Annotated in this window: 11 protein-coding genes; 4 read left to right on the top strand and 7 right to left on the bottom strand. The window is 36.6% G+C overall.

From position 1 onward, the window contains the following. The first annotated feature begins 167 nt into the window (after positions 1 to 167). The 3 genes from GO621_RS18180 (at position 168) to GO621_RS19460 (ending at position 2,900) form a co-directional block, all read left to right on the top strand. Positions 168 to 791: a recombinase family protein gene (locus tag GO621_RS18180; protein WP_157569706.1), complete on the top strand. Its 624-nt coding sequence runs from the start codon at positions 168 to 170 to the stop codon at positions 789 to 791. Between the two features lie 281 nt (positions 792 to 1,072). Continuing rightward, positions 1,073 to 2,626 carry a carboxylesterase/lipase family protein gene (locus GO621_RS18185; RefSeq protein ID WP_157569708.1) on the top strand — a complete coding sequence of 518 codons (1,554 nt, stop codon included), beginning with the start codon at positions 1,073 to 1,075 and terminating at the stop codon, positions 2,624 to 2,626. 79 nt (positions 2,627 to 2,705) lie between these two features. After that, positions 2,706 to 2,900, top strand: a complete 195-nt coding sequence (locus GO621_RS19460; protein WP_198170310.1) for a zincin-like metallopeptidase domain-containing protein — start codon at positions 2,706 to 2,708, stop codon at positions 2,898 to 2,900. A gap of 434 nt (positions 2,901 to 3,334) precedes the next feature. On the opposite strand, the gene GO621_RS18190 is transcribed toward GO621_RS19460, so the two are convergent. The 7 genes from GO621_RS18190 to GO621_RS18220 form a co-directional block, all read right to left on the bottom strand. Next, positions 3,335 to 5,005, bottom strand: coding sequence for a molybdopterin-dependent oxidoreductase (locus GO621_RS18190; RefSeq protein WP_198170311.1), 1,671 nt, complete (start codon positions 5,003 to 5,005; stop codon positions 3,335 to 3,337). A 273-nt stretch (positions 5,006 to 5,278) separates the two neighbouring features. Beyond that, entirely contained in the window at positions 5,279 to 5,800 is a 522-nt protein-coding gene (locus GO621_RS18195) for a DsbA family protein (protein ID WP_157569710.1), read from the bottom strand. Further along, on the bottom strand, positions 5,793 to 6,266 hold the full coding sequence (locus GO621_RS18200) for a redoxin domain-containing protein (RefSeq protein WP_157569712.1): 474 nt from the start codon (positions 6,264 to 6,266) through the stop codon (positions 5,793 to 5,795). Before GO621_RS18200 ends, GO621_RS18195 begins: the two co-directional genes overlap by 8 nt. A 478-nt stretch (positions 6,267 to 6,744) precedes the next feature. Beyond that, positions 6,745 to 7,359, bottom strand: a complete 615-nt coding sequence (locus tag GO621_RS18205) for an alpha-ketoglutarate-dependent dioxygenase AlkB (RefSeq protein WP_157569714.1) — start codon at positions 7,357 to 7,359, stop codon at positions 6,745 to 6,747. 34 nt (positions 7,360 to 7,393) lie between these two features. Next, positions 7,394 to 8,812, bottom strand: coding sequence for a hypothetical protein (locus GO621_RS18210; RefSeq protein WP_157569716.1), 1,419 nt, complete (start codon positions 8,810 to 8,812; stop codon positions 7,394 to 7,396). Further along, a complete protein-coding gene (locus GO621_RS18215; RefSeq protein ID WP_157569718.1) occupies positions 8,809 to 10,740 on the bottom strand; it encodes a hypothetical protein in 1,932 nt (643 codons plus the stop codon). Before GO621_RS18215 ends, GO621_RS18210 begins: the two co-directional genes overlap by 4 nt. Before the next feature lie 8 nt (positions 10,741 to 10,748). Continuing rightward, entirely contained in the window at positions 10,749 to 11,999 is a 1,251-nt protein-coding gene (locus tag GO621_RS18220) for a 3'-5' exonuclease (RefSeq protein WP_157569720.1), read from the bottom strand. A 231-nt stretch (positions 12,000 to 12,230) separates the two neighbouring features. On the opposite strand from GO621_RS18220, the gene GO621_RS18225 reads away from it, so the two are divergent. Further along, on the top strand, positions 12,231 to 14,537 hold a 2,307-nt coding region (locus GO621_RS18225; protein WP_157569722.1), incomplete at its 3' end, for a hypothetical protein.

Raw genomic sequence — 14,537 nt, forward strand, 5'->3', positions numbered from 1 at the left:
AGGCTTTGCACAATAAAAACCTTTTTTTTGGTTCCTAAACCATTACATTAAACTATTACACCTATCTTATTACACCTAATCAAATTTTTTGGAGGTTTAATTGTAACGGTTGGCTATATTTGGGGACTGGGACAGCAAAAAGAAACAAACCAGGAAATCAAGACAGGATGACTTTCGGCTACATACGGGTATCAAAGACTATACAGAATTACGACCTGCAGGAAGATGCAATGAAAAAGCAGCATTGCGACAAACTGTTTTTTGAAAAGGAAAGTGGGGTAAAGTACCGGGAGGAATGGAACACGCTTTACGAACAGCTTAGGGACGGGGACACCGTAATTGTCTGGCGGATCGACCGGCTGGGAAGGACGGCCTGGGAACTGATCAAACTGATGGCGGAACTGAGCGAACGGAAGATCCGTTTTGTATCCGTTACGGAAGGGATCGATACCTCAACGGCAATGGGAAAATTATGGTTCAGCATGAATGCGATCATGGCCGAAAACGAAAGGACTGTCCAAATGGAAAGATCAGGTGCAGGACTTGTGGCAGCCAGGGCACGGGGCCGGGTCGGCGGCAGACCAAAAGGGTTAACCGAAGAAAGTGAGCGAAAGATGAAAGCCGTTAAAAAGCTTTATGGTTCCGGAATTAGCATTTCGGAAATTAGGAAGACGCTCGACATTGCCAGCAGTGCAACGGTTTACAAATACATCAATTATAAACATAGTGCTGCCAGCGAAAAAGGAACGGACAAAAATAAAGTTAGCAAAACCGGTCAGGAAAAACCTTGATAGCATACCGGCCTACGTTCTTGCAGACGTATAAGCATACACACCTTATAAATACAAAGTCAAACTTCTCTATAATCTTCCCCTATCTTTTTCTTTTTGCCGTATGAGTAGGGTAATCCGGTGAACGGAGTAGCCCATTTGGAGAACGTGTTGTACCTTATATAATCCTGGAAACTGCCGTTTATTTGGAAATGAACAGCAATAACATACGAGTGCCTATTAATTTACAAAGATAGTGTATTATAAATCCGCTATATTTAATTCACCCAATCACTTCAATCATGAAAACCATCCGTTTCGCAGCTTCGGGCTTTTTTGCCTTCGTTTTTTTATCGTTCACTCTTTTTAAAAATAATGATAATAATCCGATAAAAACTGAAACCGGATTAATAAGCGGCCTTAAAAGTGCCGATGGCAAAGTTATAAGCTATAAAGGTATCCCTTTTGCACAGCCACCGGTTGGTGAGTTGCGCTGGCGTGTACCTCAGCCGGCAAAACCCTGGACGGGTGTTCGTAAATGCGAAAGTTTTGGGCCAGACCCTTACCAGCCTGCACCTCGCGCCGTTAGTATGTGGTCGGAAGAATATTTTATTCCAAAGGGGTCCGTGCGCAGCGAAGATTGCTTGTATCTAAACGTATGGAGGCCGGTAAAAGCATCGTCGAAAAAACTGCCGGTATTGGTTTGGATATATGGTGGCGGCTTTAACAGTGGCGGAACGGACCTTAAATTGTATGACGGCGAGGCTACCGCAAAACGCGGTGTCATCTTCGTAGGTGCCAATTATCGCGTTGGCATTTTCGGCGGGTTTGCGCATCATGAATTAAGTGAGGAATCGGGTTATAACGCCTCGGGTAATTACGGTTTGCTGGACCAGATAGCAGCACTAAAATGGGTACAGGAAAATATCACGGCCTTCGGCGGTGACCCAAAAAATGTTACCATAAACGGGCAGTCGGCAGGTTCTATGAGTGTAAACTGTCTGATTGCTTCACCTTTGGCAAAAGGTTTATTTGAAAAGGCCATTGCAGAAAGTGGTGCCTATATGGTGAGCGGTGCCCGTGGTATGAATAACCTTCAAACGGCCGAGGCCCAGGGAGCCAGGGCGATGAAGGCACTAAACGTAAACTCTATTGCCGGTCTGCGTAAACTATCTTCTGAAGATGTGCAAACCAAATTACGTGCTGCCGGAGGCCCGATAATTGATGGCTATCTACTCCCGCAGTCTATCCCGGCCATTTTTGCAGAGGGCAAGCAAAATAAAGTGGCGCTGCTAACTGGTTGGAATGAAAACGAAGGGATGTTGCAAGGCCCGTTAAAAAACGCGTCCGATTTTAAAAAGCAAATGACAGATGCATTTGGCGCAAAAGCGGATGAGTTTTTTAGCTACTACCCTGCAGGTAATGAGGAAGAAGCCAAAACCTCGCAATATAAACTCTCGAAAGACGGAATGTTCGGTATACAAAATTATACGCTGGCCAACGTTGAAAGCAATAATGGCCAGAAAGTTTATGTCTATCGTTTTACGCATAAGGTTCCCGGTACAGGCATTTATGAAAACATTGGCGCATTTCATAGTGGGGAAATAGCCTACACGTTTAGCAACCTAAAATATATCAATCGCCCGTGGCAGCAGTTAGATCATCAGTTAGCTAACACAATATCGTCCTACTGGGTGAACTTTGCAATATCAGGTGATCCAAATGGCAAGGGCTTACCTGCATGGCCGGCATACAATCCGCAAACTATACAAGTAATGATGTTAAGCGATCAGCCGGAAGCCGAAACGATACCAGATAAGGCGGCTTTAGATTTGATTATTTCACAGTACAAATAGCATAATAATTACCCAGTCTTCATTACGAGGAGCTAAAGTTCCGCTTGCAATCTGCGGACGTGAAGAAATTATAGAATGTATGCCTGTTAGTCCCCAAATTTACCATAAAAGTAACTGTACTTATTGCAAAAGGTCAAATGATACAATTGTTGTCCTCAATATGCAAAAGTTTGATAACAGTGCTGCATTTTACAGCACTTTGTTTCACGAACTTACTTACAGGACCGGACATGAAACGAAGTTAAACTGTAAAGAATTGACCGAATCAAACTAATTTGGAAACCCACTATATGCTAAAGAAGAACTTACTGATGAGCCGACCGCATTCTTTTTAAATGCCATTACTGGTTTACACGCACTACTTTAACCAGTACTGCTTATACAGAAAACTCGTTAACTGCGCCTAAAAATGATACTGATTCTGAGTAATCTATTTCCTGTAATAGTTTTATGTAACAGCTAAAAGAGAAGAAAACCAGCAAATTACCGCTGAACTAAGGTGACAGAAATTCCTTCGTTTAAATGTAATATTCCAATTCTTTCTTTAAAAGCAAATTGCAATTCATTCTAACTAAGATATTCTTTAATGTAAGATCTTGTCTAAAGCTTTATGCTTTTAAAACAAAGTTTATTTACAATTGGTGATGGCGTGTTACAAACCATCAATAACAAGATAATGAGCAAGAAAAGGAAAGGACGAATTAGCTATTAAGTATCAGCCAGTAAATCATAATACTCGTCATCTTCATTTTTACCACCGAAACCCTTGCCGGTAGTTTTGTAAGTTTCTAAAAATTCAATCCTGCTGATCCATTTGACCATTTTGTAGCCCAGCTGATTTTCGACCCGCAATCTGAGCGGCGCGCCGTGCTCCGGGGATAGCGGCTTATAATTCATTTCCCAGGCCAGGATAGATTCTGGTTTCAGGCAGTTATCCAAACTGTGCGTGTCGTAATAAGTTCCGCCATACAAGCCTTCGCCAAAAGAATAAAATACCAGCGTAGTTACCGAGGCTTTAGGCTTTACCATTTCGATCAGCGTTTTTAAAGGCAACCCGCCCCATTCGGCAATGCCTGTCCAACCTTGTACGCAATGGTGCATGGTAATATTTTGTTCCTTGCCCAGCTTCATCATATCTTCCAGAGATAACTCAACCGGGTTTTCAACCAGTCCGTCTATTTTAAGTTTGTAATCTTTAGAATCATTGGCCAGCAGGTTTTTCCATTCATCAGAGACTGGCGTTTTACCATTGGTCCAGAAGTAAGGGGAAATATCCTTTTGACTGTAATACACTTTAGGTTTGAACTTATTGATCGAAAGCTGCCAAAGCTGTCCGTTGATAGCGGCTTCCGTATGCTGTAAAATACGTGGCCGCTGCCATGACAGCCAGTGAGCCAGAAAAGCAAATGCTACAGTAAACAGAATTATACCTATAGTAATATATAAACCAGTGTAACTTGTAGTGCTGTCCGAGTTAATAGTCATATGGTTCAGGTTACGGGAAAAGCCTGTAGCTGCTACCATTGCTACGTGGATAATAATGAAGCCAACATAAGCCAGCATCACTAAAAAATGTATGGAACGGGCACCTTGCCGGCTGCCAAACAGTCTGGGAAACCAGTGGAAACGGTTTTCAATAGCGGGCGACATGGCCATACCGGTGAGCATAGCAATAGGAGCCAGTATAAAAATGACCGCGAAATAAGAGATTTGCTGCAAGGCATTATAATGATAAAAGCCATTGGGTTCGACTGGCATATTAAAGGTTGCATAATGAACAAATACTTTCCAGGAATCCGGTAATACTTTCCAAGATACGGGAACCAGCCGTTTCCACTGGTTCGTAAAAAACAGCAGTACAATATACACCATGCCATTAAGCAGAAAAAAAGGAACCGTAATAAAATGCCATGACCGGGCCAATCCTACAGAGTGGCGGTAACCAGGCAGGCCAATTACAGGACTGAGATATCGGGCGTCTTCTTTGGCTGTCCATGTTTTGTTATCGGGTACTTTTATGGGCGTAAACCGTATCCATTCTGTGTTTGGACTACAACCATTATTCCAATACAAACGAGGATGATCAGCCAGTATAGAAAGTCCGCTTCGGATAATCAGTATCAGAAAAAAGAAATTAACCCAGTGGCTCAAAGCCAGCCATAACGGAAACCCTTTCGGATCTGCTGCCGTTACCGGCGGAATTAATAATGAAGGATCAGCAGGTAAACCAAAAACCAGGTACTGAAACCAGGCAGCTCCAACAGTAGCAAGCAATAAAACAATCAGAATAATTATGGCATAAGGTTTTAAACCTAAAAACATCCGTCTGTCTTTAGGATAACGCACATCCTGCTCCGCTTTACTAAAATCAGTAAACATATTATTAGATTGATTTTAAACCTGTTAATGAAAAGGAAAAAAGGCAGAGGTTAAGCTATTAGGTAACATTGATTAAAAATTAAATTGATAAAAGTTATCAGCTAATCTTAAAAAATGTACAATGCTTCTTTTATCCCTATAATTTTATGATGAATTTTTATATCGATAAAAGAAGCATCTATAAAAATGTCACTGTTTTTATATCGATAAAAGAAGCATGTAGACTATGTTGAATAAAATTTAAACAGCTTTTATAAGCTTGAAAATTTGAAATTATGCAGCATTTTCTTTTAACATATCAAATAAATCTTCTGCGCCGCCGTCAAACTTTTCTCCGTTTACAAAAAACGTCGGCGTTCCGCTTACGCCGCTGCGCATTCCGCTTTCAAAATCAGATTCTATTTTTGCCTGTATAGACTGGTCCTGCATGTCTTTTTCAAACTTTGTAGTCTCCAAACCGAGCTGCTCTGCCAACTGATACAAAAAGCCTTCGTTAAGTTCAGCCTGATTTTCATAGATTAGATCGTGCATTTCCCAGTATTTATGCTGCTGTGCAGCTGCTTCGGCCGCAGTAGCAGCGATAGTTGCCTGCGGATGCACTTCTGTTAACGGGAAGTTTCGGAACACAAAACGAATCTGGTTTCCAAATACCTGTTGTATTTTTTTGATCACTAAGTAAGCCGCTCCGCAATAAGAACATTGAAAATCTCCATATTCCACTATTTCTATGGATGCAGCCGCTGTTCCTTGCTCGTGATCTGCCTGACTAACAGGCGGTTTTAATTGACTAGACATAATTATTTTTAGATGTTAAATTTTCCAAAGCCTCCAAAATGCCATCTGCTCCGGGATTAGTGCCCACTGGTGATAAATAACTCCATGCTATTACACCTTCTTTATCGATCACAAATAATGCCCTATCGGATGTGCCTTCCTTTTCATCATAAACTCCATATTTTTTTGAGATTTCCCCTTTTGGTTCGAAGTCGGCCAGGAGCGGAAAATGCAGGTTTCTTGATTTAGAAAAGGCTTGATGGCACCACTTACTATCCACAGAAACTCCGACCAATACAGCTTCGTATTTGGAAAAATATTTAAGCATCTCGTTGAAAAGAGCCATTTCATCGCTGCAAACCGGACTCCAATCAGCAGGATAGAAAGCCATGATTAAATTTTTTCCTTTAAAATCCTGTAAAGAAATGTTTTCTCCGTCTCCGGATGACAATTCAAATTCTGGTGCTTTCGTTCCTTTTTGTAACATTATTTTGTTTTAAATCAGCTTACTCATATCAACAACTGTTTTTTAATTTATAAGTTTTATTTCTCCATTCTTAACTACTGCCGGCACTGACCACGATGTACGGGGATGGGAAAAGACGAGTGGCCATGTGCCGACCTGGATCAAAATCAGTTAGTAGGCGTGTGATCTTGCTAGGGTAACAGTCTGCATTAAAGGTTCAGCAAAAAGACAAAATACATTCTTGTAGGAGCCTGCCTGTGCTACCCCTCAGCCAGGCTCAAATAGTTGGTGTCAAAAAAGAAAGGATCAATTCGTTTCTGGTCCTACTTCTTGGACTATGCTTTCCCTCGTTTTGCTTCTGAAAGTAGGAGTGGAGCGTAGGGCCAATTAGTCATGACTTTCTGAACCTAATAATAAATGACCTTTTTATAAAACTAATGATTCAATAATCAGATATTCATTATCAAAAATACTTAACTATTTGTATGGAAATAGCTTCCTAAACAGAGCAAGTTTTTATAATTACTTTTCGGAAGGTTAAGGATATTCTAAGCCGACGATCAATTTTTAAACCTCCAAAAATATCCAATTTCCTGCCCGCAATTCCATGTGTCCAGATTTTGCGTGATTCACCCGCTATAACCACCAGACTTCGGGGTTCTAAAAGAGCATCAACCTTTTCCTTAGTTTTAGTATTAATGAAATCCATGACACATGGAGAACCTAAACTGATTGAAATTACAGTATCACCAAAGCACGGTTCACAATCGATATGGTTAGCAATACCTTGGCCAGGTTGATATTCGTTAACAATCAGTTGGTCTGGTAATTCTGAAATGTATCCGTCTTTATAAAGCCGTCTTGCTAAGGATTGCGCCCACGCAGGTAGTTCACCTAGGTACATGGAATAATTAATCGCACGGGATCTATAATCATATTTCCACCCATAATGTTGAACTCGCCTTTTCAAATCACCTAGCCATGGTTCTTTATTAATCTCCTTCCATAAATAACTATGTTCCACTTCAGTCAAAAATTCAGGTACATATTTTAACCCTCTCACTTTCATAAGTTCATGCTTTAAATTCAGCGTCGTAGGCTGATTGTTTGGCATTTTTTCAGGTGGTTGGTTGAATAGATTATACATTTTAAAACTTTAAAACCTCAAATCTAACTTTTTCTTCTGTAGGCTTAAATATACTATTTCGTTGATTGTTGTATTTAATTATTCTGTTCTCATTTATTAACAACTCGTGTTCATGTAAAACATTTTTAAACTTCTCGTATTTTTCGTTTTTGTCAGGATCGATTACATTCTGAAAAAATAAAAATTTAGGGCATTTGTTGGGAATCTTTAAAATATCAATTATTCGTTCCGCTAACTCATCTTCTTGCAAGGAATCACTTGCGAATAAATAGCTTGTATTTATAAGAACACAGGATGCATCTTCTAAAAAATCTAAATCCAATAACTTCAAATCATTGATATAGATATTTGAGTTTGCTGGTTCATGTAACTCATTGGTCATCATGTCTGCTGCTCCCTTTAACATTGAATTATAATAGTCCACAGCTATATAGTCGAACTTAGCAACTTCCATACCTAATGAAACCAAAAAATCAATAAATGCTATAGCAGATGTTGCCGGACCGCAACCAATGTCAATAAACTTTATAGCACCGCTTTGTTTTGGAAATCTTTTAAGCCAAGAACAGCGCTCAAATAGATATAAGGAAGAGTAATAATGCTTCCTCATATTAAAATAACAATACAATTTTACAATTTGATCAGATGTTATGTCTTCGTAATTATTATCAAAATGCCCCTGCCCAAAGTTGATAATTTTGGAACGTATTGTAAACGTGTCGTAACCTAGTAATATTTCATACCAGATTGTATCCTCATGATTTCTTATATAGTTTAAAAACTTCCTGTTAAACAGATTATTAGAAAAAATTGTTGGAGTATATACTTTATCAGTCTCAATTTCGATTTCTGGTTGATACTCTAAAGCAGCTTTTTTGCTATTAAATTCTTTTAAAATGGCAAATCTTTCCTGTAATTCTGCATTAGAAAATAAATCCTGAAATCCTGGGATATGACCAAAACTCCTATAGTAGGAGAATAGATCAACTAATATTTCATCATAGTATTCCTCTTGTCCATCGGACACCGCAGCAGACACTTTTTCAAGGTAAGCTGGAAACCTTTTTAAATGCGACTCCTTATTTGTGTAATTTTTGTATTGGTGCCATGCAAGCAACCTCTGCTTTAAAATTGAATCTCCAATTCTATTGTAACATGTGGTAACGTAGGCGGGCTTATTAGCTTGTTTGAAATAGAAAGCTAAGTTGATATAAAGGATTTGAAAAGGGGGAGTTTTTAATATCTCCCCATCTAATTTATTGATATGAGTTAATATTTGAATTAATACAGATGTAGCCTCCACTGAAACTTCTACATTACTTAACAATAATTTTACTTTATAGCTATCGATACCGATACATTGGCTAATTTCAGAAGCATCAGAATTAATAATAAATTCATGTAATTCCTCAATGGTCATATTAGTTCTTTATACTTAACTGCCATATTTAGCCGAAATTTAATTTCCTCCAATTCCATTTTTCCCTCCTTTATAGCCTCAATAAACAGGCTTCTTGGATACTTAATTGAGTCTATAAATGGCGTTTCATTATTTAAGATTTCTGAGAAATGGCTTGGACTTGTTTTTAATCTTAATCTGTAGCAACAATATCCAATCTCTGAAAATAATGGAATATTTGTTGGTAGTCGCATCAATAGCGGGATTAAAGCATCTAGAGGGTTCAACTTACTGAGCTGATGATATGCCTTTCCATAAATAATATTATTCACATAACTAAAATTATCATCAAATTTTACTACTTCATTTCGCTCTTCCTTAAGATGGTCGATTTGCGCCAAATTTAATTCACCGATATTTTCACTGAATACATAATTAAAAACTTTGTCAATAACCAAATAATCAAATCGGGTACTAAGCTCAAATTTTATTGCTGGTTTGTTGATCCGGCTATTCAGTTTAAAATACTCCTCCGGAATATTATTTAATCTGTCTTCTGTATTTCTTAAAAGTTTATATCCAAAAAACATATTTAATATAGCAAACGAATATTCGCCGTATTTAACAGGCGGACTTTTTGATAGATCTAATCGTGGTAGTTCTGGATTAGTTTTTGTCCCATAAATTCTTAAATAAGAAAAAAGAAATAATGGGAATTTTTGTGAAGACTCTAATTCCAAAATATTTTTGAAAACCGACTTTCTTTCTAAGGTTTTTTGGAGATTTATAAAAATTTGGTCTAATTGATTTTCTTCGTTATTGAATCCCTTAGATGACAAACATAGTTGTTTGAATGCCTTAGTATCCTTGTCAGTAAAATTAGAATCGAGATAGATCCTATTTATTATCCAACTTAAAAGCAATCGATCTGTTGGCGCTTCTTTTGCTATCAACCATTTATAAAATTCAGAATGTTGCGTGCTACTTACAATATTTTTACCAAATGCAGGGTCTATCGCTTGAATTGCATAAAAAAAGTGGTCAGAAAGAGTTTTATAAATATCTGTTTTACCTAAAGTAAGAATATTATAATTCTTTATGCCAGCAACTAAACCTAATATTTTATCAAATCGGCTAAGGCTAAAAGAAAGATCATTACCTGTTATTGTTGATCGATTTACTGTAATACTCGGCAGGTCATTCGGAATTCCAACGGAAATAAGATCATTCGGAATTATACCGCCGTCACGCAATTGAGATTCCTCTAATAACTGCTGCTTGGCTGCATCACTTGTAACAAACACTTTGATAATCCTACTAATAGGTAGAGCTGATTTAACTAATTTATATCCTTCAAAATCTTGTATATCTTTTGCATTGATATTTGTAGTATCTATCTTTATGAGGACGCTCTCTCCATTAAAATTACTACTTAAACCAGTTGACAGGGCTAAAAACTCGTTGTTAATTGATTGTACATCCGAAAATGCATTTTGCACACTATACTTACTAGGATATACTATTCCTGCACTAAAATATTGTAGTACGTTCCCGATATTTACTTCAAAAAAGGCTATTTGAGATTGCTTGACGTTTTGCTGATCATAAGATATCTTACCTTCCTTTTTAGTCTGTTCATCATACTTCCGTTGACTATAATACTGGTTGGTTTTCGTATAGGCAAAACTTGATATATTTGATTGAGGTGTTAGCAATTCTTCCTTTATCTCATTCGAATAATCCGAACCTTGTTCGTTAGTTATTTCTAAAGGGATTTCTTTATTTAAAATATCCTTTGTTTTAGATTTGGTTTCCTGCAATTCTGTACCCTTACTTATTTCCTGACTATCTTGATTAATAAATAAATCTCCAGTTTCTTTTGGTACAAAACCGGGTACTATTGAACCCTTTTTTGTTCCTTTTTCTTTAGTATTGGGCTTTTTTGTCATTTTTCAATCTAAAAAGGTAAATCATTATCGCTGTCACTGGCTAAAACTGGCTTATAAAAATTCAAAATGCTTGGCTTCAAATAGCATAAAACATAGAGCAACGTTTTAGCTCTTGTAGCACCTACGTAATAATGGTTTACAGTTGCCCACATTTTATTTGTGCCATCAGCATTTTTTTCTATTATATACTTATCACCTTCTTTATGCCTTCTAGGCTTATTTAAAGCAGCCTGTGCATCATTAAAAAAAGGCATAATAACTATATCAAACTCTAAACCCTTACAAGAGTCGTAAGTTACAATGAAAGGTGTTTTCATTTGATCAAACATAACCCTTTCGTCTTCATAAGGCATATTATTTGAATAATAGTAGGAAAATGACTTATCTTCACTAGCATCTGCTTTGCATGAATACCCATTCTTCTCCAAATGCTCTTTTATTTTTATTACTTGGTTAGAGTAATTTACCAATATCCCAATGTTGCTATTGGTATTGTTTTCAATGATCCGCTGCATATATTCCATTTGCTGCACTTCGTTTAGCCCAATAATAATTTCCGGGTTTTCACCACTATCTAATTCGGAAATATCTATTTCCTGAACACCTAAATCTTCTGGAACAAATCCCCTTGCAAATTCAAATATTTCTTTAGTGTTTCTAAAATTCGCTTCTAGTTGTTGCAGTTCTGTGTATGATTGCCTTCTTAAGCTTCCAAATATTACATCCACAGCTTCATCAGGTGGGAAATTTCCTTGTAAATTTTGTGCATTATCAGCTCCACAAGACACCTTATCTGCTAAAATAAATGAATTAGTAAAAACGCTTGAAGTCAAGTCCTGTGCTTCATCAAAGAAAATTTCACTATACTTACGTCCACCGCGGTTGAGAATTTTCCTCTTAAAATCGTTCTCAACCCGCTCTTCATCAAATTCCGGCCTAAACCAGCCATACCATTTATAAAATGAAGCAACCTTATTGTCGATAACATCTTTAATCGCTGCTGCATTTAAGTTACCAAACAACTCTTCAGATTTTTCAGTCAACAAACCTTTTATGGAAGCCAAAAGTGTTCTATTATAAGTAAAGAGCATCACATCTTTATTGTTCCTTATCGGCTTTAAAAACCTATTAATTGTAACAACAGTTTTCCCACTTCCCGGTCCACCACATATTAAAATCGAACTATCATTGTTTAAAGCTAATCTCTGTGCATCTGTTAACTGTCTATCAATTGGCAATCTAAAACGAAAATTCGGCATATATCGTGGGTTAAAGGTAATAGTTTAATTACTAAAAATTATAGTAATTATTTAATTTTCACCTAAAATATAAAGATTATATTGCAGAAACTCATTATTGATCCTATTTGCATAAATTCTATATTTCCCGGGATTAATTCTTAAATATTTGGTCTATGCCAAGGCTTCCTGATCGTGTTTAGAAGTTCTGAAAACCAAAAATATTTAGTATTATTCGGCAAAATAAAAACAATGAGCCTTTACGAAAGACTACAAAAAGCTTCCAGCGAAGAAGATGTTAAGGATGCTTATATAAAAGCTCTTGGTTTAAAAGAATATCAAAAAAATTTGATTGATATTCAGACTAAAGAAATTTGGTTTGAGGCAAAAGATACAGGTAAACACTCAACTTATAAGATGTTTACCCAACTAATGCATTATGTTCAACAAGCATTAAATAAAGGAGAAAGTATTCCACCATTTCTAGCAGTAATTGATACGCAAAAAGCTGCTATTATGAAAAGTGAAGATGTATTACCATTTCTTGAGAAAAAAACTATTAAATGGGGAAAATCTGCTAGTGGTTACACACCTGAAGCCTTAGACGCTATTTCTGCACATATAGGTACTCATTTCGTTTCTTTTAAAATTCAATCTCATGAAGAGGAATTTATAAGTACGATCAAAAACGCTATAAAAAATGGAGATATTGTTCGAATACAAATTACACCGGACAATTTAAAGCAGGTCTTTGATAAATGGGTTTTAATGATTGGAAAGGAAATTAAAGGAATAGCTGAAGAAAATTATGCACTGTTATTTTTTGCAGATATTATGCATGACGGCACAATTTCAACTCATGAAAATTTACCGGCAGAACTCATGCACAAAAATGGGGCCCCTGTATTTAGTTTGAATGGACACATTTATGAACTAAGTAATAAAGAAGGTTACCGTCAATTTTGGGCAATTTACCACAAGCCACCAAAAGTAGAATATCGCAATTACTTACTAGAAAGACGAGACAGTTTAATTCCTATAAATGAACGTAGTTTTAAAGGTGCTTTTTATACACCACTAGCAGTAGTGGACAAGGCTTATGATAAACTTACTGAAACATTAGGTAAAAATTGGCAAAAAGAATATGTTGTGTGGGATATGTGTTGTGGCGTAGGTAATTTGGAAGTTAAGCATAGTAACCCACGTAATATCTATATGTCCACTTTAGATACTGCTGATATCAATGTAATGAGGGCAACTAAAACGTGTGTGGCTGCTCAAAGATTTCAATATGATTATTTGAATGACGACATTACAGATAATGGTACAATCGATTATAGCCTTACGAATAAAGTCCCTCAAGGTCTAATAAAAGCGATTGCTGAAGGCAAAAAAATTTTAGTATTGATTAATCCTCCTTACGCTGAAGTAACTAGTGCTGATAATAGTGCTGGAGGAAATAACTCAGACAACAAAACGGGTGTTACAAAAACTAAATTTGCAGTTAAAGCGATGAACAAATTTGGTAAAGCAAGCAATGAGTTATATACACAATTTGTTGCAAGAATTGCTATGGAAATTCCAAATGCAACATTAGCAATGTTTAGTACATTGAAGTATGTAAATGCACCAACATTTGAAGCATTTCGTCAAGTGTGGCCTGCTCTTTTTCTAGGAGGATTTGTAGTACATAGTAAAGCTTTTGAAGGATTAAAAGGAGATTTTCCTATTGGATTTTTAATCTGGAAAACTAATCAGAAAAATACTTTACATCAAAAATTTATTGAAATATCACTTGAGGTTTTAGATAAAAAAGCAAATGCCATAGGCGAAAAATCTTTCTATAACGTAGTAAATCAAGAGCTACTAACCAACTGGATTTCTAGACCAAAAACAAATAAGCATTCTGTAGTTCCACTAAAAAATGCTATTACACCAGCTACAGCAACAAAAGACTTACGAGGAACAAAATGGTCTAATGATGCTATTGGTTATATGTTAAGTGGTGGAAATGATTTACAACATGCTTGCATACAAACCGTAATCTTCTCCTCTGGATATGGCAGTGCTAGAGGGTACTTTATTAATCATGAAAATCTCTGGAAAATTTCAATTTTATTTTCAGTTAGAAGATTAATTAAATCAACTTGGCTTAATGATAGAGATCAATTTTTACAGCCGTCTAAACCATTAACAGACGAATTTAAAAATGACTGTTTGATCTGGATGTTATTTAATGGAAGTAATTTGACTGCAAGTGCTAACGATCTTGAATGGTGCAATAAAAAATGGTCAATAGTAAATCACTTTATACCTTTCACTGAAGTTGAAGTAAATGCAACTGATCGATTTGAATCCGATTTTATGGTTCAATATTTAGCAGATAAAACGCTATCTACGGAAGCTAAACTAGTACTAGAAACAGGAAAGTTACTTTGGCAAGCATATTTTCTACATACTGATGTAAGAACGGTAAGAGATGAATTAAAACTTAATCGGTCTGATGTAGGGTGGTATCAAGTTAGAAAAGCGTTACAAGCACGTAACACCAGTAGCGAT

It is taken from the genome of Mucilaginibacter arboris (assembly GCF_009754915.1).
Taxonomy (GTDB): Bacteria; Bacteroidota; Bacteroidia; order Sphingobacteriales; family Sphingobacteriaceae; genus Mucilaginibacter_A; species Mucilaginibacter_A arboris.

What these genes read in the sequence shown, in the direction of transcription:
- GO621_RS18210 (WP_157569716.1), bottom strand. Translation starts at nt 8,812, where the DNA reads ATGACCATTGAGGAATTACATGAATTTATTATTAATTCTGATGCTTCT.
- GO621_RS18195 (WP_157569710.1), bottom strand. Translation starts at nt 5,800, where the DNA reads ATGTCTAGTCAATTAAAACCGCCTGTTAGTCAGGCAGATCACGAGCAA.
- GO621_RS18215 (WP_157569718.1), bottom strand. Translation starts at nt 10,740, where the DNA reads ATGACAAAAAAGCCCAATACTAAAGAAAAAGGAACAAAAAAGGGTTCA.
- GO621_RS18220 (WP_157569720.1), bottom strand. Translation starts at nt 11,999, where the DNA reads ATGCCGAATTTTCGTTTTAGATTGCCAATTGATAGACAGTTAACAGAT.
- GO621_RS18185 (WP_157569708.1), top strand. Translation starts at nt 1,073, where the DNA reads ATGAAAACCATCCGTTTCGCAGCTTCGGGCTTTTTTGCCTTCGTTTTT.
- GO621_RS18180 (WP_157569706.1), top strand. Translation starts at nt 168, where the DNA reads ATGACTTTCGGCTACATACGGGTATCAAAGACTATACAGAATTACGAC.
- GO621_RS18205 (WP_157569714.1), bottom strand. Translation starts at nt 7,359, where the DNA reads ATGCCAAACAATCAGCCTACGACGCTGAATTTAAAGCATGAACTTATG.
- GO621_RS18190 (WP_198170311.1), bottom strand. Translation starts at nt 5,005, where the DNA reads ATGTTTACTGATTTTAGTAAAGCGGAGCAGGATGTGCGTTATCCTAAA.
- GO621_RS19460 (WP_198170310.1), top strand. Translation starts at nt 2,706, where the DNA reads ATGCCTGTTAGTCCCCAAATTTACCATAAAAGTAACTGTACTTATTGC.
- GO621_RS18200 (WP_157569712.1), bottom strand. Translation starts at nt 6,266, where the DNA reads ATGTTACAAAAAGGAACGAAAGCACCAGAATTTGAATTGTCATCCGGA.